Consider the following 19,646-nt stretch of genomic DNA (forward strand, 5'->3'; position numbering starts at 1 on the left):
CGCCGCCCTAATTCCTGGTGGGATCGACGATGGAGATCGCGGCCGTGGACGTATCGTCCGGCCCTGCAGCGGCTTCAGCTGTGGTGCCAGGATCCTCCTGGCCCCGGTCGCCGTTGTCCTTCCCGGCCCCACCGTCAACGGCGGCGTCTGCGCTGGCAACCCCGGCCGCCGGCTCCACCGGAATAGGGGTGACGTGGACCGCCGGCTGGACCGGGGCGGGGACGGGCAGCGGCACCACCGTAACGGAGGGCACCGGACTGGCTGGACCGGCGTCGGCCGCCCTCACCACAGGCTCCGGCCCGGCAGCCGGGGCAGCGGTACCGCCGCCAACCGGGGCGGCCGCCGCGGGCTGCGGCTCAACACTGATGGGCTGCCCACCGAACTCTTCGATGTCCCGGGCCAGGGTTGAAAGCATGTCCTCAGCCTCAGCGATCATGCCGCTGTCATCCGAGGCGATGCCCTTCACGAGGTACTGGGCCAGGGCGAACTCGGCGGACAGCGCTGCGCGCCGAAGCAGATGGTTATCAGGGGTATCCCTGCGGCTGGAAGTGTAGGCATCCAGCACCGCATCAACAAAGTCCTGCTCATTGGAGGCAACGAGCCAGGCGAAGTCATCAGCCGGATCGCCAATCCTCAAGTCGGTCCAGCCGGTCACGGCGGTGACCCGCTGGCCTTCCACCAGGAGGTTGTCCTCGTGGAGGTCGCCGTGCACCACGCTGGGGTTGAAGCGCCACAGCGACACGTCTTCGAGGGCATGTTCCCAGCGGAGCAGCAGGGCCGGCGGGATTTTTCCGGTGGTGGCGGCCTGGTCCAGTTCATTGAGCCGGCGCTGGCGGAACTCGTTGGGGGTGTAGACGGGCAGGTCGGCATTGCTGACCAGCGAACGGGGAAGGTCATGGATGGCAGCAAGGGCCACACCGATTTCGCGGGCCAGGACATCCGGCCCGGCGGTGAGCTCCTCGACGCTGCGCGTGCTTCCGGCCAGGTGCGAATAGACAAACGTGCTCAGGGTCCCCAGCCGCACGCTGCCCGCCACAGTGGGCATCAGGAAGGGAAGTTCGGCACGGATGCCCGGAGCAAAGGCCCGCAGCACAAGAAATTCCGTTTCAAGCCTGGCGCTGGCCTCTGCATGCCGGGGCGAACGGACGCGCCAGCGCTTGCCCTCGGAATCGAGCAGCAGGGCGGAGTCGAAGTCGGCGGGATCATCCGGGGCAGAGCTAACGGCCGTCGGGGTCAGTCCGGGGACTGCCGCTGTTGCTACGGCTGCCAGTTCAATCGGTTTTCTTCTCACTGTTCCACGGTAGATTGTGCGCAGTCCAAGACCCCGGTCCGGGGACGGCGAGTCTTCAGATAGAGTCCAAATCCGGTCAGGCCAGGCAGCCTGGAGCAGCAGGCGGCCGCCCCCAAATATCCATTTGTCGGTCCCAGTCAGTACGGTGGACACATGAGCCACGCGGAGTCTGCCACACCGGTCCACCTCGGCAAAGCTGCCCGGCTGCCGGCGAACCACCTCATGGACACGGTCCTCCCGGTGCCGCCTGCGCTGGTGGACCGCGGATCGGTGGCCCGGGCACGGCCGGGAATGGTGGAGGAACTCCTTACCGGAACGGACACCAGGGCGGTGGTCCTTGCCGGCCGGCAGGGCCTGGTCCACGATGGTGGACTGTACCTGCCGAACGCCCGCGAACTGCACGCTGCCCTTGCCGCCGCAGATGCGGCCCCACAGTTGACGGTCTACCTGGGCTCAGCCCTGCCGGACTCGGAGCTTCCCCCTGGAACCGAGTTGCTGCTGTTTGTTCTGCCGGAGGCAGTGGAACCGGGGACGGCCGGGATTCCTCGAGATGCTGCCTGGGCAGGCTTCCGGGAGGTGGCCGCCGGCCTCACCCCCACAGACACGGCGCTTTTTGTCGAAGCCAGCGCCATCACCAACTGGCACGCCACCCATACGCACTGCCCGCGCTGTGGCACCCCCACAGGCGTCGAGGCGGGGGGATGGGTGCGGCGCTGCCCGGCGGATTCCTCCGAGCACTACCCGCGGACCGATCCTGCCATCATCGTCACCGTCGTGGGCCCGGACGGCCGCCTGCTCCTGGGCGGCGGCGGAGCACGTGATGCAAAGAACTTTTCCACGCTCGCAGGTTTTGTGGAACCGGGGGAGTCCCTGGAACAGGCCGTGGTCCGGGAGATCCACGAAGAAGTTGGGGTCAGGGTAACTGCGTGCCAGTACCTTGGCTCGCAGTCGTGGCCGTTCCCGGCCTCCCTTATGCTTGGATTTACCGCCGTCACCGAAGACGCCGTGGCAACGCCCGACGGCGTGGAGGTCACCAGGGCGCGCTGGTTCAGCCGGGAGGAACTCCAGGAAGCCGTGCTCGCCGGCGAGATCACCATCTCCAGCCGGTTGTCCATTGCCCGCTCCCTCATCGAGCATTGGTTCGGCGGACGCATTCAGGACCTGACAGGCGCCTGAAGCATATCTACCCATCAGACTCCAGCACGCGGTAGTCGAGACGAAAAAGCAGCAAAGTGACTACACAGAATTTTGACAGCGCAGCATCGCTGGAGGACCGTATCCTCGGCGGCCTGGACGCCGAACAGCGCGAGGTGGCCAGCACACTGAACGGGCCGCTGTGTGTCCTTGCCGGCGCCGGCACCGGCAAGACCCGCGCCATCACCCACCGCATCGCCTATGGTGTCCACTCGGGGGTGTACACGCCCCAGCGGCTGCTGGCCGTAACATTCACGGCTCGCGCAGCCGCAGAAATGCGCAGCCGGCTGCGCGACCTCGGGGCAGGCAACGTCCAGGCCCGCACGTTCCACGCCGCGGCACTGCGCCAACTGCAGTTCTTCTGGCCGCAGGCCGTTGGCGGGACACTTCCCAACCTGCTGGACCACAAGGCCCAGATGCTCGCCGAGGCTGCCCGGCGGCTGCGGCTGAGCACGGACAGGGCGTCCATCCGTGATCTTGCTTCGGAAATCGAATGGGCCAAGGTCTCCATGCTGACCCCCGCCAACTACCTCGAGAATGCGCAGGACAGGGGCACCCCCGGAGGGTTTGACCTCACCGCTGTGGCCCGGGTCTTCCAGTCCTATGAGGACGTCAAGACAGACCGCAATGTCATCGACTTCGAAGATGTCCTGCTGATCACCGTGGGCATCCTGCAGGAGGACGAGAAGGTTGCTGCCACCGTGCGCGAGCAGTACAGGCATTTTGTGGTGGATGAGTACCAGGACGTCTCCCCGCTGCAGCAGCGGCTCCTTGAGCTTTGGCTGGGCGGCCGGGACGAGCTGTGCGTGGTGGGGGACGCCAGCCAGACCATCTACTCCTTCACAGGTGCTTCGCCGAAGCACCTGCTGGACTTCAAGGCCCGTTATCCGCAGGCCAATGTAGTGAAGCTGATCAGGGACTACCGCTCCACTCCGCAGGTAGTGAAGCTCGCCAACGATCTCCTCGCCGGCAGGCGCAGCGGCGGCCCCGTGGCTGACGCCGCGTGGGCAGCCCCGCTGCAGCTCGTGGCCCAGCGTCCCGCCGGGCCTGCGCCGCAGTTCACCGAGTGCTCGGACGACGAAGCGGAAGCCGCCACTGTTGCGCAGAAGATCAAGGCATTGCTCGACGCCGGCACCCCGGCCAGCGAGGTGGCCGTCCTTTTCCGCACCAATGGACAGTCCGAGGCCTACGAACAGGCGCTCGCCGCTGCCGGCATTGGCTACCAGCTGCGCGGGGGAGAGCGCTTCTTTGCCCGCAAGGAAGTGCGCGACGCCATCCTGCAGCTGCGCGCGGCCACCCGCGCCGTCTCCGCTGAGGCTCCCGAACCCCTCGGCCAGCTGGTCCGCGATATCGTGGCCTCGCTCGGCTACACGGATTCACCGCCCCACAACGGCGGTGCGCTGCGGGAACGCTGGGAGTCCCTGGCGGCTCTGGTGGCTCTCGCCGATGAACTCGTCCAGTCGCGGGGTCCGGAGTTCGGGCTGGCTGAATTTGTGAACGAACTCCAGGAACGCTCGCTGGCCCAGCATGCGCCCACGGTGCAGGGCGTCACCCTGGCTTCCCTGCATGCCGCCAAAGGCCTGGAGTGGGACGCGGTATTCCTGGTGGGACTCAGCGAAGGGCTCATGCCCATCTCCTTCGCCGACTCGCCCGAAGCAGTGGATGAGGAACGCCGGCTTCTCTACGTGGGTATCACCCGGGCCCGCGAACACCTCTCCTTGTCCTGGTCCACGGCCCGCACCCCCGGCGGCCGGGCCAACCGCAAGCCCTCCCGGTTCCTTGACGGGCTGCGTCCCGATTCAGTCGCCAGCTCCAGTGCGCGCGGGAAAGGCCCGGCACCGCGCCGCAAGGCTGCTGCCCCGGCAGTCTGCAGGGTTTGCGGCAGCATGCTCAGCACGGGAGCCGAGCGGAAGGTGGGGCGCTGCAACTCCTGCCCCCCAAGCTACGAGGAACAGACCTTCGAGGCCCTGAGGACGTGGCGTCGTGAAACGGCCCTGTCCGCCGACGTACCCGCCTTTGTGGTGTTCACCGACGCCACGCTGACAGCAATTGCCGAAGCAAAGCCATCCTCACTGGAGGAACTCGCTGCACTTGCCGGTGTAGGACCGTCCAAGCTGGAACGCTACGGCGAAGACGTCCTCCGGGTCCTTATCGAAAGCACATCGCTGTGATCACCACAGCGGACGGCGCTCCCGTTGAAGTCCGCCGCTCTGCCCGCCGCACCAGGACGGTTGCCGCTTTCTGGGAAAACGGGACGGCAGTGGTGGCCATCCCGGCGCGGTTCACGGCCGCCCAGGAACGGGAATGGGTCCAGCGCATGCTGGCCAAGTTGCACAAGCAGGGGGAGCGCCGCGCAGCTTCCGGCCGGAAACGCCCGGCCTCGGATGCGGCCCTGGCCGCGCATGCCGCCCAGCTGTCCGAACGGTACCTCGGCGGGCGGTCGAAGCCGGCGTCGGTGCGGTGGGTCAGCAACCAGAACTCCCGCTGGGGGTCCGCCACCCCGGCTGAAGGCACCATCAGGCTTTCGGACAAACTGCGTCCCATGCCCCAGTGGGTCATCGACTACGTCCTGCTCCACGAGCTCGCCCACCTCCTGGTGGCAGGGCACAACTCGGCGTTCTGGAAGCTCCTCGAGGCCTATCCGGAGACGGCACGGGCGAAGGCCTTCCTGGAAGGTGTGTCCTTCGCCATGGCACGCGGGCTCAAGGACAGCGGAACGCCGGAGGTTGCCGGCGCCGCCGGACCCGGGCAGGCGCCCTGGTCCGGCGAAACGTGGTCCGGCGAAACCTTGTCCGGCGAAACGTGGACGGACGACGCCGACTAGGCCGGCTTAGTTTTTCGGCGCACCATCGGGGCCATCCTGGCCGCCCTGCCCACCTTCGGCTCCGCCCTGCCCACCTTCGGCGCCGCCGTCGGAGTCAACCTGACCGCCGCCGTCGGCCGCCCCGCCGTCGGGCTCTTCGGTGCCGTCGGCCGGGGTAGCGTCAAACCCGCCGCTCAGCAGTTTCTGCAGGGCGTCGTCCACTTCGCTGTCACTGGCCTCGGCCAGCTTGCGGCGGCCGCTGAAGCCCTTCGGATCGTCCAGGTCCTCAGCGGTGGGCAGGAGGTCGGGGTGGTGCCAGATCGCGTCCCGGCCTTCGATGCCGCGTTCTTCCTTCAAAGTGGCCCAGAGTGTTGCGGCCTCCCGCAACCGGCGGGGTCGGAGTTCCAGTCCCACCAAGGCGGCGAAAGCATGCTCTGCCGGCCCGCCCGTGGCCCGGCGGCGGCGTACGGTTTCGCGCAGCGCACCGGCGGACGGCAGCACCTTGTCCGTGGCTGCGGCGGTCAGTTCGTCCACCCAGCCTTCCACGAGGGCCAGCGCCGTCTCGAGCTTCTCCAGCGCCTGGTCCTGGGCAGGCGTCCGCTGTGGCATGAACACGCCTTGCGACAGGGCTTCCTGGATGCCCTCCGGATTGCTCGGGTCCAGGTCCCGGGCGAGTTCTTCAATCCGGGACGTGTCGATGTGGATGCCGCGGGCGTATGCCTCGATCGCGCCCAGCAGGTGTCCCCGGAGCCAGGGGACCTGGACGAAGAGCCGTGCGTGGGCAGCTTCCCTGACGGCGAGGAAGAGCCGGATGTCGTTTTCGGGCAGGGAGAGCCCTTCGCCGAAGGCGGCGATGTTCACTGGCAGGAGGGCCATTTCAAGGTCGGCAAGGGGTATGCCGATGTCGGTGGAACTGACCACGTCCTGGGAGAGGGCTCCGATGGCCTGTCCCAGCTGCATGCCGAAGATCGCGCCGCCCATGTTCTGGAGCATGGATGATGCCCCGCCCATCATGGATTTCATTTCCTCAGGCATCTGCTCCGTCATGGCGGAGGAGAGCGCGTTGGCGATGCTGTTTGCTACCGGCTCGGTGAGCCTCTTCCAGGTGCCCAGTGTGGCCTCGACCCATTCTGCGCGGGACCATGCCCGGCCGATCAGGCCGGTGGCGGGAAGATCGGTGACGGGGTCGAGCCACAGCTCCGCGAGCCGCAGCGCCTCGTCCACCTCACGGGACTGCTGTGTGGTCACGGACGGATCGGCACTGGATGCTGCCACCCGCCGGGCATTCTCATGGGCAAGCTGCCAGTTCACGGGCCCCTCGGACGGCGCGCTCATCATGGCCTGCACCTGGGAGAACATCTGGGCCAGGAGGTTGGGGTCGTTGGGAAGGCCGGCTGCCTTGGCCAGTTCGGCGGGGTCGAAATTCTCCATCCCCTTGCCGCCCATCAGGTTTTGCAGCATCTCGGTCAACGGGTCCTTGGGGGTATCGTCGCCGTTGGACGGATTAAGTGGGTTGGAGGTCATGATCCCGCCGATCGTCGGTGTGACTGGTGCTCAACCTTCACGGTACCCCGGTGCCGGTCGGCTGTCTGCCGCACCGCGTTACCGTTCGCTGTAGGCAAAGAACTGCCGCCGCCGGGCACCGCGTAGTGTTGGTTCAGTGACTACAACCCGTGGCGGCCACCCTTCAGAGGACCACGCTGCCGAGCTCCAGCCCGGCCCCTGGCAGGCGGAAAAAGATGAGTACGACGCCGGCAGCGCACCTGAGGGTGCGCTGTCAGCACCGTTTCCACCCGCCGAGGCAGGACTCGCTGCACCGGCCCGCCGGCATCCAAAGGTCTCCGCCATGATGGTGGCCGGCATGGCCGCCCTGGGCCTGGGCATAGCCGCAGGCACCCTGCCGGTGCCCTATGTCATTGAATCGCCCGGCCCCACATTCAACACACTGGGCCAGAACCAGGGAAGCCCGGTCATCAGCGTCACCGGCCGGGAAACCTATCCGGCGGCCGGAAACCTTGACCTGACCACCGTCTATGTCGACGGCGGTCCCAACGGGCCGGTGAGCATCCTGGGCGCTTTCTCCGCCTGGCTTGACCGTTCCAAAGCGGTGTATCCCGTGGAAATGATCTATCCCACGGGCACCACCAAGGAAGAGGCGCAAGAGCAGAGCTCGGTGGCCATGACCACGTCACAGGAGAACGCGGTGGCGTCCGCCCTTAATGAGCTGGACATTCCCTTCGGGCAGCAGCTGCAGGCGGCAGGGCTGTCCAATGACTCCGCCGCAGCCGGGAAGATTGAGCCGGGGGACATCCTCAAAACCATCAACGGCAAGGAGATCACCTCCCTGGCCGTCATCCAGGAGGAACTGGCGGCAGGAAAAGGCGCGCCCGCCACGGTGGTGGTGGAACGTGGCGGCCAGGAGGTCAGCCAGGCCATGACGCCCAAGGACAACGGCGAAGGCCGCTTCATCCTTGGCGTGATGCTCAAATACCTGTTCACCTTCCCCTTTGACGTGAAGATCTCGCTGGACAAAGTGGGAGGGCCCAGCGCGGGGCTCATGTTCTCGCTCGGCATCATCGACACCGTCACCCCGGGCGACCTGACCGGCGGCAAACACATTGCCGGGACCGGCACCATCACCCCGGACGGAACTGTGGGCCCCATCGGCGGTATCGGGCAGAAGATGCAAGGGGCACGGTCCGGGGGAGCCACGCTGTTCCTGGCCCCCGCCGCCAACTGCGGGGAAGTGGTGGGGCATGTTCCGGACGGCCTGCAGGTGATAAAGGTCGGGAACCTCGCAGAGGCGAGGCACGCCGTCGAACTCGCCGGGTCCGGCCAGGACACGTCCGGCCTTCCGGCGTGCACAACCAACTAGACTGGGCAGGAACTAAGCTCTACCGCCACTCGTGGCAATTATGACGGCTGAACCAGCGTTTGACCGGTAAGGACGTCGCTCGCACGCACGCTACGCATCATCTGACCGACCAGCTATGAGGTACCGAGTTTGTCCCGACCCGCCAGCACCATGTCCACAGGTAAACCCCCTTCAAGACGCGGCGCGCTGACGCCCACCCTGATCGTTGTTGCCCTGGTGGTTGTGGGCTTCATCTTCTTCGCAAACGTCTGGACCGACGTCCTCTGGTACCGCCAGCTCGGCTTCATCGAAGTGTTCGTCACCGAGAACCTGGCCAGGATCGGCATTTTCCTGGGCGGATTCGCCGTGATGTTCCTGGCAGTCTTCTTCGCCATCCGCATCGCATACCAGTCCCGTCCGGTGTACGCGCCGGACTCTGAAATCCGGGACAACCTCAACCGTTACCAGGCACAGCTGGAACCGGTCCGCCGCGTGGTGATGGTGGGCCTGCCCGTCCTCTTCGGCCTGTTCGCCGGCAGCGCCGCGGCCAGCCAGTGGCAAAAGGTCCTCCTCTTCTTCAACCAGGAGCCCTTCGGCGAGCAGGACCCGCAATTTCACCTGGACATCAGCTTCTACCTGATGACCCTGCCGTTCCTCGGCTTCATCACAGGATTCCTGATCAGCGTGGTGGTCATCGCCGGAATCGCCGGAATCCTCACCCACTACCTGTACGGCAGCATCAGGCTCATGGAGCGGGGCATCTTCACCAGCCGCGCCGCCCAGATCCACATCGCCGTCGCGGGTGCTTCTTTCCTGGTGCTCCTGGGCGTCAATTTCTGGCTGGACCGTTATTCAGCAGTGCAGAGTAACGGCGGCCGCTGGGCCGGTGCCCTCTACACCGACGTCAACGCCGTCATCCCCACCAAGGCCATCCTCGCCGTGGCAGCGGCGCTGGTTGCCATCCTGTTCATCGTCGCCGCGGTCATCGGCCGCTGGCGCCTGCCCGTCATCGGCACCGCGATGCTGGTCATCACGTCCATCCTGGCCGGCGGTGTCTACCCCTGGGTGATCCAGCAGTTCCAGGTGCGTCCGTCGGAAGAGACACTGGAAAAGGAATTCATCCAGCGCAACATCGACAACACGCGCAAGGCTTACGGCCTCGATGCCATCCAGGTGAACCGGTATGACGCCACCAACACCGCCAGCACCGGAGCCCTGGCACCGGACGCGCAGACCACGGCCAACATCCGCCTGCTGGACCCGAACCTGATCTCGGACGCTTTCTCGCAGCTGGAACAGTACCGGCCGTATTATCAGTTCCCCGACGCCCTCAACGTGGACCGTTACGAAGTGGACGGCAAGATCCAGGACACCGTGATCGCGGTCCGTGAACTGAACCCCACCAACGTGGCCACCAACCAGCAGGGCTGGCTGAACCAGCACGTAGTGTACACCCACGGCTACGGTGTGGTGGCAGCCAAGGGCAACAAATTCACCGTGGACGGCAAGCCGGACTTCCTGCAGTCGGGCATTCCCTCAACTGGTGTGCTCGGTGATGATTCGACCTACCAGCCCCGGATCTACTTCGGTGAGTCATCGCCGGAATACTCGATTGTGGGCGGCCCGGACGGTGCCCCGGCCCGTGAGCAGGACAGGCCCTCCGGCCGCGAGGGGGAGGGGGAGACCCAGTACACCTTCGAAGGCAACGGCGGCCCCAATGTTGGGACGTTCTTCAACCGGGTGCTTTACTCCATCAAGTTCCAGTCCTCGGACCTGCTGCTCTCGGACGGCGTCAATGCTGAGTCCCAGATCCTGTATGACCGCAATCCCCGTGAGCGCGTGGAGAAGGTGGCCCCCTACCTGACGGTGGACGGCAACGCCTACCCGGCCGTGGTGGACGGGCGCGTGAAGTGGATCGTGGACGGTTACACCACCAGCCAGTACTACCCGTACTCGCAGCAGGAGCAACTCTCCAACGCCACCGAGGATACGCAGACCACGTCGGGACGCGCCGTCGCGCTGCCCAACAGCACGGTCAACTACATCCGCAACTCGGTCAAGGCCACGGTGGATGCCTACGACGGCTCGGTCACCCTGTACGCCTGGGATGACCAGGACCCGCTGCTGAAGTCCTGGCAGAAAGTGTTCCCCTCGTCGCTGAAGCCGTATTCGGAGATGTCGGGCGACGTGATGAGCCACGTCCGGTACCCGGAGGACCTGTTCAAGGTCCAGCGCCAGCTCCTGGGGCAGTACCACGTCACTGATCCATCCAGCTTCTACAAGACCAATGACGCCTGGAGCGTGCCGGCGGATCCCACCGTGGACACCGACGTCAAGCAGCCGCCGTTCTACATGTCGCTGCAGATGCCGGACCAGGACAAGCCCGCTTTCCAGCTGACGTCGTCGTACATTCCACAGATCGTCAACGGAAACGCGCGCAACGTTCTTTACGGCTTCCTTGCTGCCGATTCTGATGCCGGCAACCAGGCCGGCGTGAAGGCCGACAGTTATGGCAAGCTGCGGCTGCTGCAGATCCCTCCGGAGATCCAGGTCCCTGGCCCCGGCCAGGCGCAGAACAAGTTCAACTCCGATCCAACGGTGTCCCAGGCCCTCAACCTGCTCCGCCAAGGCGCATCGGACGTGCTGAACGGCAACCTGCTGACGCTTCCTGTCGGCGGCGGCATCCTCTACGTCCAGCCCGTGTACCTGAAGTCCACAGGTGAGACGTCCTACCCCACGTTGCAGCGCGTCCTGGTGGCCTTCGGCGACAAGGTGGGTTTTGCCCCCACCCTGGATGAGGCGCTGAAGCAGCTCTTCGGTGGCGATTCCGGAGCAGCCGCAGGCGACTCGGACAACAACGGCCAGACGCCCGCCGAACCTGGAGCACCTCCGGCTCCGGCAGGAGCGGACGCCAAAGCTGAGCTGAAGGCAGCACTGGACGAAGCGAACGCTGCGATCAAGGCCGGCCAGTCGGCGCTGGCCGGTGGCGACTTCGCCGGCTACGGCGAGGCACAGAAGCGGCTTTCGGCGGCCCTGGACAAGGCCGTGCAGGCTGAGGCGAAGATCCCCGTGGCCGCGCCTGAGGCCACCCCGGCCCCGGCGTCCTCCGCGACCCCGGAAGCCACTCCGTCGCCTTCGCCGGGCAGCTGATGGGCGGGTACTGATTCCGACGACGGCAGCCGGTACCCGCTCCTTTCGGAGCGGGTGCCGGGCCGGCGAGACGGAGATCACGCCCTCCCGATTTGGCCTGCTGTTCACCTCCCGGTAAAGTAGTTCTTGCGACGCGGGGTGGAGCAGTTCGGTAGCTCGCTGGGCTCATAACCCAGAGGTCACAGGTTCAAATCCTGTCCCCGCAACTGGAGAAAAGGTCCGGACACTGGAAACAGTGTCCGGACCTTTTGTTGTTAACCTTTGCGCCGCAGGACCGGCGGACGGACATCATGATGGAGTGATTGGGCCGATGCGCTGGGAGCCGCAGAAGCTGATGGAGCGTTGTCCGGAAAGCGGCAGAAGGTGATGGCGCGTCGGGATGGGGCCCTGAAAGGCCGGTGGCAAAACCCGCCGCAAAAGTAGGGTAGTGTTGATTCTGCGACGCGGGGTGGAGCAGTTCGGTAGCTCGCTGGGCTCATAACCCAGAGGTCACAGGTTCAAATCCTGTCCCCGCAACTTATGTGAAGACCCCGACCGGCAGACAAGCCGGACGGGGTCTTCTTTTTTCCTTGAAAGCCGGCAGTTCCTAGTATTCTCTTTCGCAGAGCCTCACAGATCGTGAGCACCACGTCATTCTCGAGAGGAATGTTGCTCGATGTCCACACCCACGAAGAAGCCCGGCACTGTCGCGGGCAAGCGGTCCCGTCTCTACTGGGGTGTGCCCGCCGTCCTCGTGGCGCTGGTCCTGGTGGTGCTGATCGCCAAGTGGCTGGTGGGGCTGCCTGCCGTCGCTTCCTTCGTCACCGATTACCCCGGGCATTCGGAACTTCCGGCAGGGGCGCCTGAAGGATTCCCCGCCTGGTTGGCGTGGCAGCACTTCCTGAACGCGTTCTTCCTGTTGCTCATTATCCGCACCGGCTGGCAGGTGCGGACCACCACGCGCCCCAGCGGCCACTGGATCCGGAACAACAAGGGCCTCATCAAGACCAAGAACCCGCCTACCAAGATCAGCCTTGAGCTGTGGTTCCACCTCACCCTGGACGCCCTGTGGATCCTGAACGGACTGGTCTTCGGCGTCCTGCTGTTCGCCACCGGTCAGTGGATGCGGATCGTACCCACCAGCTGGGACGTGTTCCCCAACGCGCTCTCCGCGGCCCTGCAGTACGCGTCGCTGGACTGGCCCACGGAGAACGGCTGGATCAACTACAACGCCCTCCAACTGCTGGCGTACTTCGTTACGGTGTTCATCGCCGCGCCGCTGTCCTTCATCACCGGCCTGCGGATGTCCTCGGCGTGGCCCAAGAAGGCGGCCGGCCTCAACAAGGCTTTCCCTATCGAATGGGCGCGGGCGGTCCACTTCCCGGTGATGATCTACTTCGTGGCCTTTATCGTGGTGCACGTCTTCCTGGTGCTGGCCACCGGTGCCCTGCGCAACCTGAACCACATGTACGGCGTCCAGGACGGTGACGGCTGGTTTGGGTTCTGGGTGTTCCTCGCCTCGGTGGTGGTCATGGCAGCCGCGTGGTTCCTGGCCCGCCCCATCTTCCTGCGTCCTATTGCGTCCCTGATGGGCAAGGTCAGCCGCTAAGGGTGGCCGCCCGCGCGGCGGCCTGGGTGAACCGCCGGACCGGTCAGTCCTTGAGCTTGGAGTAAGCTTCCAGGGCCCGCTCCCGTGACTCCGGCAGCCCCACCAACGGTCCGGGGTAGCCGGGTACGTCTCCGGCTTTCCACGGTTCGTGGATGGCCTTCCCGTCGAGGTCTGCCAGTTCCGGAATGAAGCGGCGCAGGTAGTGGCCCGCGGAATCAAACTTCTTGCTCTGCGTCACCGGGTTAAAGATCCGGTAGTAGGGCGAGGCGTCCGCTCCCGATCCCGCCACCCACTGCCAGTTTGCCGGGTTGCTGGCCGCGTCTGCGTCCACGAGCGTGTCCCAGAACCACTCCTCGCCGATGCGCCAGTCAGCCAGGAGATTCTTGACCAGGAATGACGCAGCCGCCATCCGCACCCGGTTGTGCATCCAGCCCGTTTGCCATAGCTGGCGCATCCCGGCATCAACGAACGGGTATCCGGTGCGGCCCTGCTGCCAGGCCCGCAGCTCGCTTCTGTTCAGTGACTGCCATTCAAACCGGTCAAACTCGGGGCGGTAGTTCCGGGTGGCCAGTTCGGGGTTGGTGTACAGGAGGTGCCAGCAGAATTCCCGCCAGCCGAGCTCGGAACGGAAGATCCCGACGTCGGCCGGTACCTTGTGCGGCAACATGCGCCTGATCTCCCGCCACACCCGAAAGGGACTGACTTCGCCGAAGCGCAGGTGCGGCGACAGGCGGCTGGTTCCCTCCACACCCGGCACGTTGCGGCCCTTCCCATAGTCCTCGGCCGGCCCTTCCAGGAAGTCCTCGAGGCGGTGCCTGGCACCTTCCTCTCCGGGCTCCCAGGTTTCGGCCAGGCCGCTGCTCCAGTCGGGGGAGTGCGGCAGGAGGTTCCAGCTGTGCAGGTCTTTGCTGATTGGCAGCGCCCCGCCCGTCGCAGTGGCAGGCGGCGGCAGCTGCCGGGGCGGTTCGAGGGGCTCGCGGACATTGGCGCCCGCAAGGCAGGCACGCCAGAAGGGCGTAAAGACCTTGTAGGGGCCACCGGCTCCGGTGCGCACCGTCCAGGGCTCGAACAGAAGATTCGCCTGGAAGCTGGAAGCTTCCACGCCGTTCTTGCCGGCCCACTCCTTGATCGCGGCATCCACCGTCCGCTCCGGCAGTCCGTAACGCCGGTTCCAGAACAGATGGGCCGCACCGGTCTCGCCCGCAAGGCCCTGAATCACATCTGCCGCAGGTCCCCGGCGAAGGAGCAGGCGGGAGCCCTTGGCTTCCAATGATGCGGCCATTGCTTCCAGGGAATAGTGCAGCCACCAGCGTGTTGCTCCACCGAGCGGCCGGATGCCGTCAGACTCCTCGTCCAGGACATAGACCACCGTCAGGGGCAGGCCAAGCGATGCCGCCTCGGACAGTGCGGGGTTGTCGTCCAGGCGGAGGTCGTCGCGCAGCCAGACGAGGGAGGTGGGGTGGGAGGAAGCCATGACCCCACGCTACACATACGGGCAACAGAAAGGCCGGGGCGGCGGCCCCGGCCTTTCATCAGCCCACAGCGTCCCGGCTATCCTCAGCGAGGACGCTCACAAGGACTATTAGAGCTTGTCGAAATCGGCTTCGTTCACAGTGGATTCAGCGCCTGCAGCGCTGCCTGAGCCGATGGCCGGCTTTGAGGTCCCGCCGGATTTGAGGGCCGCAAGGCGTGCCTCGATCTCCACCTGCTCGCCGAGGTCCTCCAGCTGGTTGAACTGCGCGTCCAGGCTGGAGTCGGTCAGTTCCTGCTGGCCACGGACCCGGGCCTCTTCGCGGCGGATCTTTTCTTCGAAGCGGCCCACCTCGCTGGTGGGGTCCATGATGTCGATGCTCTTGATGGCATCGTGCACCTGTGACTGTGCCGCGGCGGTCTTGGAACGGGCCACCAGTTCGTTGCGCTTGCTGGTCAGCTGGTTCAGCTTGCCCTTCATCTGGTCCAGGCCGGTCTTCAGCTTGTCCACCACTTCGCGCTGGGAGGCGATGGAAGGCTCGGCTCCCTTGGCTTCGTTCTCGGCCGACATCTGGCGCTGCAGTGCCACCTTGGCCAGGTTGTCAAACTTCTCGGCGTCGGACACGTTGCCGCTGGCGCGGTACTCGTCCGCCTTGCGGGATGCGGCCAGGGCCTTGTTGCCCCAGTCGCGGGAGTTCTTGACGTCCTCGTTGTAGTCGTCCTCGAGCATCCGAAGGTTGCCGATGGTCTGTGCCACGGCGGACTCCGCCTCAGCGATGTTGTTGGTGTAGTCCCGGACCATCTGGTCCAGCATTTTCTGCGGGTCCTCAGCGTTGTCCAGCAAGGTGTTGATGTTCGCCTTTGCCAGCTGCGCGATACGGCCGAAAATGGACTGCTTAACCATGGTGCTACCTTTCGTCCTGCTCTGTGATGACCACTGAAATCAGTGAACAGTTGTGTGTTGCATCTGTCGTTCTCAAGCCGTTGTGGTTCGGCCGGGCAAAGCCAGGGGAGAGCTTCAGGGGATTAGAAGTCTCCGCCGCCGCCGGAGTCTCCACCCCAGCCGCCGCCCATGTCTCCGCCCCCGAAGTCGCCCCCGCCGCCCCAACCGCCGCCGTCGCCGTGGCCGCCGCCCCAGCCGCCGCCACCGCCGCCGTTAAGGATGGAGTTGATCAGGATGCCGCCAAGGATGGCGCCGCCGAGTCCGCCGCCGCCACCTCCGCCGAACATCCCACCGCGGCCGTAGCCCTGGTTGGCGTAGCCGTCGAAGTGGTCAACGTCAGCCTGGGCCAGCTGGGCTGCCTGGGCGGCGAGAGCGTGTGCCTGCTGCGCGTAAGTCAGGGCGGTCACGGGATCGGTCCGTGCAATGGACAGCGCGTAGTCCAGGTTCCGCTGCGACTCCGCCAGGCGGGTACGGGCCTCGGTTCCCACGCCGCCGCGCCGGGCGGTGATGTAGTCGGAGGTGGCACTGATTTGGGCCTGGGCAGACATGATGGTCTGCTGCAGTGATGCTTGCGCCCGGCGTGCCTGCTCCTGCTGGTCGCGGATTCCGCTTAACGCCTGGTCCAGGGACTGGTGGGCGGTCTCCACCCTTTGCAGGGTAGCGATCGGATCGATCTTCCCGCCCTGGATGTCTGATTTGACCTGGGCCAGCGTCGCTTCCACGCCAGCGACGGGGCCAGCCAGCTCCGGATGGGCGCCGGACTGGATGATTGCACGTGCCTGGGCAAGGTCCTGCGAGGTGTCCACTACCGCTGACTCCAGGCCGTTCCGGGCCTCGTCAAGGCTCGACGAGACTTTCGAGATGGCGTCCAGGAGCACGTTCGTCTGGTGGAGGCTCTCCTCGGCTGCCCGGACGGCCACTGCAGCCATGCTTCCTTCACCCTCACCCAGTTTCTGCTCGGCAGTCGCTGTTGCGTTCTGGACGAAAGCAAGGCGCTCCTTGGCCTGCAGGATGTTGTCCGAGACCTGCGCAAGCGCGCTCTCGGCATACTTGGCCCGCAGGGCGGTGAGGGACTGTTCCGCGCTGGAGATCTTGGCGTCTGCTTCGCGCGCGCCGGCGTTGACTCGTGCCAGGGCCTGCGGTGCGTTCTTCTCCAGTTCACGCAGGGAATCGAAGTCGGCTTTCTGCTCCTGCAGCGATGCCAGCGCAGCCTCCGAGCGGCGGATGATTTCGCCCAGCCAGGTGCGCTGCTGCTCTTCAGTATCGGGAATATGATCGTCCAGCTGCTGCTGCAGCTTGAACGACTCCGTCATGTGGGCTTTGGCTTCATCCAGCGCCTTGGTGAAGTTGCCGACGGCGGAATCGCCGTACTGTGCCTGGGCGAACATCAGTTCCTGCTCGCTGGACTTGATGGCGTCGTCCGCCTCGATGAGCAGCGAACCGCTCTTGCGGCGCAGTTCCTCCACGCTGAGGGACGCCAGCGGGTCCACCTGGCCACCCTGCGGACCGTAGCTTGCGCTGGACGACTGGGCTTCGGCAGCCTTCTTCCGCCGGTTCCGGAAGTAGACGTAGGCACCTGCACCACCAGCGGCTACTACGCCGGTCCCCACCAAAACAGCGGCGCCGGCACTTCCATCAGAAGGGACGTTGCCGCTTCCCCCTCCCGCAGCGTCACCGATGGCACCTGCAGCGTTAATGGCAGCCTGGGCATAGTTGTCGTTTGCCAGCTGGGGCCCGATGGCCTTGCTCTTGATGTTCTCGACCTGGGCGTTGGTGATCTTGCTGCCGCCCTTGTTCAGGATGTACTGCCGGGTATCGGTAGCCACCGCGAGGATCAGGGCATTCGAACCAAGGTTTGCCTTTTTGGCCACCTCGTCTGTCCAGGCCTCCCGGTCGGCAGGGTTTTCGAATTTCTTGACGGTGACGACGTGAAGCACCATGGCGTGGTCGGTGCCCAGCTTCTTGATGGCTTCCTGCACCTCAGCCGTTTTTCCGCCCAGGACCCCGGCTGAATCCACAACCTTGGTTGAGGGATTCAGAGTGACCGGATCCTCCGCCCAGGCCGCACCGGCGGGTACCGCCAGCAGCCCGGTAAGGCCGATCACGGCGAGAATACGTTTGAACTTTGACCGCATGTGCAACCCTTCAGCACGCCTGACACCGATTCGGGACGAACCGGTCGTCTCAGAATGCAGCAGCGCCCCCACGCATGGTGTAAAGCCGCAGGTCGCTGTGGCAATCATCTTGATTCTATGGTGCACCCCACAGCCCGTCCATTGAGGTGAATATGCCACCAGCGAAACGATGCATGGCCAGCGAAATCCAGTCCATGACCGGATTCAGCAAGCTCTCAGCAAACATCCGAACTTGTTACAGGCAGGGAGTCCATAGTTAATTCAGACGAGGATGAAAGGAAGTCCCATGACTGAGAACCAAACCCCCGGTGACCCTTCCGGAAACCGCGGTCCGGGCCGGCAGGATCCGTGGCAGCAGCAGTCCGCACAGCCCGGTAACAACCCGGATCATCAGGACGGTGAGGGCATGGGAGCCTCGAACCCTGCGGCGGCCAACGAAGCTGCGGCGCCACGTCAGCAGGACACTGAACGGCTTGACCCGGAGAACCCAACCCGGGAACTGCCCGGAGCACACCCGGCGTACCCGCAGCGCCAGCCGTACCCGCAGCGCCAGCCGTTCTATGGACAAAGCGCCCCGGACGGCCAGGGAGGCGAGCCGGTCCATGGCCAGTCGCAGGGATATGCCGGACCGCAGGCCGCCCAGGGCCACTATGGCTACTACGGCCAAGGCCAGGAGAACAGCCAGCACGCAGCGGCCGGCGCTCCTGTTGGCCTGGCCCCGAACCCTAAGGACGCCCCACGCAAAAAGGCCTCGTTCGGCGTCGGCACCCTGGTAGCCAGCATCCTCGCCGCCGGCCTGGTGGGCGGGGGAGTGGCCACCGTTGGCTCCGGGGGACTGTTTGATAACGACGGCTCCACCGCCATCACCAGCAGCAACAGCCAGCCCGGCACGGTCATCGTCAACAACAAGGACAACGTCAACGCGATCACCGCAGCTGCCGTCAAGGCCTCGCCCAGCGTGGTGACCATCAGCGCCACGAGCGGCGGCTCCGGCGGGACGGGTTCCGGCATCGTCCTTGACGACCAGGGGCACATCCTGACCAACACCCACGTGGTCACGCTGGACGGCCAGACAGCCAATGCGTCCCTTGAAGTCCGGACCAGCGAGGGCAAGGTGCTCAGTGCCAAGCTCGTGGGCACGGATCCGTTGTCCGATCTCGCAGTCATCAAAGTGGACAACACGTCCGGCCTCACGCCGGCCACGCTGGGCGACTCCGGCAAGCTCAACGTAGGCGATACCGCGATTGCCATCGGCTCCCCCCTCGGCCTCACCGGCACCGTCACGGATGGCATCGTCTCCACGCTGAACAGGACCATCAGCGTGGCTTCCGCGGCGGCCCCGAAAGAGGGCGACAACGCGGAGGGTAATGACGGAGGCGGATTCCAGTTCGCCCCACCGGGTGGCGGACAGAGCCAGCAGACCACCGGGCAGGGCGAGATTTCCATCAACGTCATCCAGACCGATGCCGCCATCAACCCCGGCAACTCCGGCGGCGCCCTGGTGAACAGCAGCGGTGAGATCATCGGGGTCAACGTGGCGATTGCCTCTGCCGGATCAGGGTCCTCGTCCTCGTCCAGCGGCAACATCGGTGTGGGCTTCAGCATCCCCATCAACCACGCCAAGCGGGTGGCCAAGGAAATCATCGACACGGGCAAGGCCTCGCATGGCCAGCTCGGTGTCAGCGTCAAGAAGAAGGCCGCCTCCAGCGCCGCCTCTGAATTCTCGGTGGGAGCGGAGGTCGCCACAGTGGAAGCAAGCTCGGCTGCCGGCAAGGCAGGGATCAAGGTGGGCGACGTCATCACCAAATTCAACGACCTCGCCATCGGTGAGCCCGAGCAGCTGACGGCCGCGGTCCGGGAACAGCCCGCGGGTTCCAGCGTAAAGATCACTGTGCTGCGCAACGGGTCAGAACAAACCCTCGACGTCGCCCTCGGCACCGCAAGCTAGGAGCGGCACCCCGGCACCGGCCATACGGTGCGGCGGCACCTTTAGGAGTGTTCGACGGCGGTGATTCCCACCCCAGGTGGGGGCGCCGCCGTCGAACCTTCCCGCCGTCGTCGTAAAAGTGCTGACACTGGCGTAATGGAAGAGGGCGGCGCCCAACGTCGATATGGTTAGCTAGGAGCTACCCGTACGCCGGGCATCCCGCGGCCATGACCTTACCCGGCTGGCTGTCCACAAGCATGGAAGGCTGCTGTCGATACAGTGGAGAAGACA

The 19,646-nt window shown here is 65.4% G+C and carries 12 protein-coding genes and 2 tRNA genes; 9 read left to right on the forward strand and 5 right to left on the reverse strand.

The features are described 5' to 3' along the window. Nucleotides 1–7: 7 nt before the first annotated feature. Complete coding sequence (locus BMX78_RS01335; RefSeq protein WP_091415455.1) at nucleotides 8–1,291, reverse strand: macrolide 2'-phosphotransferase; 1,284 nt, start codon at nucleotides 1,289–1,291, stop codon at nucleotides 8–10. A 153-nt stretch (nucleotides 1,292–1,444) separates the two neighbouring features. Between BMX78_RS01335 and nudC the strand changes: the two genes are divergently transcribed. From nudC to BMX78_RS01350, 3 genes are read left to right on the forward strand one after another with little or no spacing between them, the layout of a single operon-like run. Further along, nucleotides 1,445–2,467, forward strand: a complete 1,023-nt coding sequence (gene nudC / locus BMX78_RS01340; RefSeq protein ID WP_091415457.1) for an NAD(+) diphosphatase — start codon at nucleotides 1,445–1,447, stop codon at nucleotides 2,465–2,467. Nucleotides 2,468–2,523: 56 nt separating this feature from the next. After that, nucleotides 2,524–4,656, forward strand: a complete 2,133-nt coding sequence (locus BMX78_RS01345) for an ATP-dependent DNA helicase UvrD2 (protein ID WP_091415459.1) — start codon at nucleotides 2,524–2,526, stop codon at nucleotides 4,654–4,656. After that, entirely contained in the window at nucleotides 4,653–5,309 is a 657-nt protein-coding gene (locus tag BMX78_RS01350; protein WP_502686256.1) for a M48 family metallopeptidase, read from the forward strand. The genes BMX78_RS01345 and BMX78_RS01350 overlap by 4 nt, the downstream gene beginning before the upstream one ends. Before the next feature lie 6 nt (nucleotides 5,310–5,315). Here the strand turns inward: BMX78_RS01350 and BMX78_RS01355 are convergent, their stop codons facing one another. Continuing rightward, nucleotides 5,316–6,812 (reverse strand): zinc-dependent metalloprotease, encoded by a 1,497-nt coding sequence (locus BMX78_RS01355; RefSeq protein ID WP_091415465.1) that lies wholly within the window; start codon nucleotides 6,810–6,812, stop codon nucleotides 5,316–5,318. Nucleotides 6,813–6,948: 136 nt separating this feature from the next. Between BMX78_RS01355 and BMX78_RS01360 the strand changes: the two genes are divergently transcribed. From BMX78_RS01360 to BMX78_RS01380, 5 genes are all read left to right on the forward strand, one after another. Beyond that, the gene (locus BMX78_RS01360) at nucleotides 6,949–8,163 is read left to right on the forward strand and encodes a YlbL family protein (RefSeq protein ID WP_502686257.1); all 1,215 of its coding nucleotides are present in this window, start codon (nucleotides 6,949–6,951) and stop codon (nucleotides 8,161–8,163) included. A gap of 150 nt (nucleotides 8,164–8,313) precedes the next feature. Continuing rightward, the gene (locus BMX78_RS01365) at nucleotides 8,314–11,292 is read left to right on the forward strand and encodes a UPF0182 family membrane protein (protein ID WP_091415468.1); all 2,979 of its coding nucleotides are present in this window, start codon (nucleotides 8,314–8,316) and stop codon (nucleotides 11,290–11,292) included. A gap of 132 nt (nucleotides 11,293–11,424) precedes the next feature. Next, nucleotides 11,425–11,498 (forward strand) — tRNA-Met (locus BMX78_RS01370). 236 nt (nucleotides 11,499–11,734) lie between these two features. Continuing rightward, nucleotides 11,735–11,808, forward strand: a tRNA-Met gene (locus BMX78_RS01375). Nucleotides 11,809–11,947: 139 nt separating this feature from the next. Continuing rightward, nucleotides 11,948–12,880, forward strand: a complete 933-nt coding sequence (locus tag BMX78_RS01380; RefSeq protein WP_091415470.1) for a cytochrome b/b6 domain-containing protein — start codon at nucleotides 11,948–11,950, stop codon at nucleotides 12,878–12,880. Nucleotides 12,881–12,923: 43 nt separating this feature from the next. Here the strand turns inward: BMX78_RS01380 and BMX78_RS01385 are convergent, their stop codons facing one another. From BMX78_RS01385 to BMX78_RS01395, 3 genes are all read right to left on the reverse strand, one after another. Continuing rightward, nucleotides 12,924–14,354 (reverse strand): cryptochrome/photolyase family protein, encoded by a 1,431-nt coding sequence (locus BMX78_RS01385; RefSeq protein ID WP_091415473.1) that lies wholly within the window; start codon nucleotides 14,352–14,354, stop codon nucleotides 12,924–12,926. A gap of 108 nt (nucleotides 14,355–14,462) precedes the next feature. Continuing rightward, nucleotides 14,463–15,254, reverse strand: a complete 792-nt coding sequence (locus tag BMX78_RS01390; protein WP_091415476.1) for a PspA/IM30 family protein — start codon at nucleotides 15,252–15,254, stop codon at nucleotides 14,463–14,465. A 122-nt stretch (nucleotides 15,255–15,376) separates the two neighbouring features. After that, complete coding sequence (locus BMX78_RS01395) at nucleotides 15,377–17,428, reverse strand: TPM domain-containing protein (protein WP_091415477.1); 2,052 nt, start codon at nucleotides 17,426–17,428, stop codon at nucleotides 15,377–15,379. 286 nt (nucleotides 17,429–17,714) lie between these two features. Here BMX78_RS01395 and BMX78_RS01400 point away from each other — a divergent pair, with 286 nt between their 5' ends. After that, nucleotides 17,715–19,376, forward strand: a complete 1,662-nt coding sequence (locus BMX78_RS01400; RefSeq protein ID WP_091415480.1) for a trypsin-like peptidase domain-containing protein — start codon at nucleotides 17,715–17,717, stop codon at nucleotides 19,374–19,376. The last annotated feature ends 270 nt before the right edge of the window (nucleotides 19,377–19,646 follow it).

The sequence above is a fragment of the Arthrobacter sp. OV608 genome (genome assembly GCA_900110595.1).
Taxonomy (GTDB): domain Bacteria; phylum Actinomycetota; class Actinomycetes; order Actinomycetales; family Micrococcaceae; genus Arthrobacter.

Coding starts and splice junctions, on each gene's coding strand:
- BMX78_RS01400 (WP_091415480.1), top strand. CDS start 17,715: ATGACTGAGAACCAAACCCCCGGTGACCCTTCCGGAAACCGCGGTCCG.
- BMX78_RS01380 (WP_091415470.1), top strand. CDS start 11,948: ATGTCCACACCCACGAAGAAGCCCGGCACTGTCGCGGGCAAGCGGTCC.
- BMX78_RS01395 (WP_091415477.1), bottom strand. CDS start 17,428: ATGCGGTCAAAGTTCAAACGTATTCTCGCCGTGATCGGCCTTACCGGG.
- BMX78_RS01385 (WP_091415473.1), bottom strand. CDS start 14,354: ATGGCTTCCTCCCACCCCACCTCCCTCGTCTGGCTGCGCGACGACCTC.
- nudC (WP_091415457.1), top strand. CDS start 1,445: ATGAGCCACGCGGAGTCTGCCACACCGGTCCACCTCGGCAAAGCTGCC.
- BMX78_RS01390 (WP_091415476.1), bottom strand. CDS start 15,254: ATGGTTAAGCAGTCCATTTTCGGCCGTATCGCGCAGCTGGCAAAGGCG.
- BMX78_RS01355 (WP_091415465.1), bottom strand. CDS start 6,812: ATGACCTCCAACCCACTTAATCCGTCCAACGGCGACGATACCCCCAAG.
- BMX78_RS01365 (WP_091415468.1), top strand. CDS start 8,314: ATGTCCACAGGTAAACCCCCTTCAAGACGCGGCGCGCTGACGCCCACC.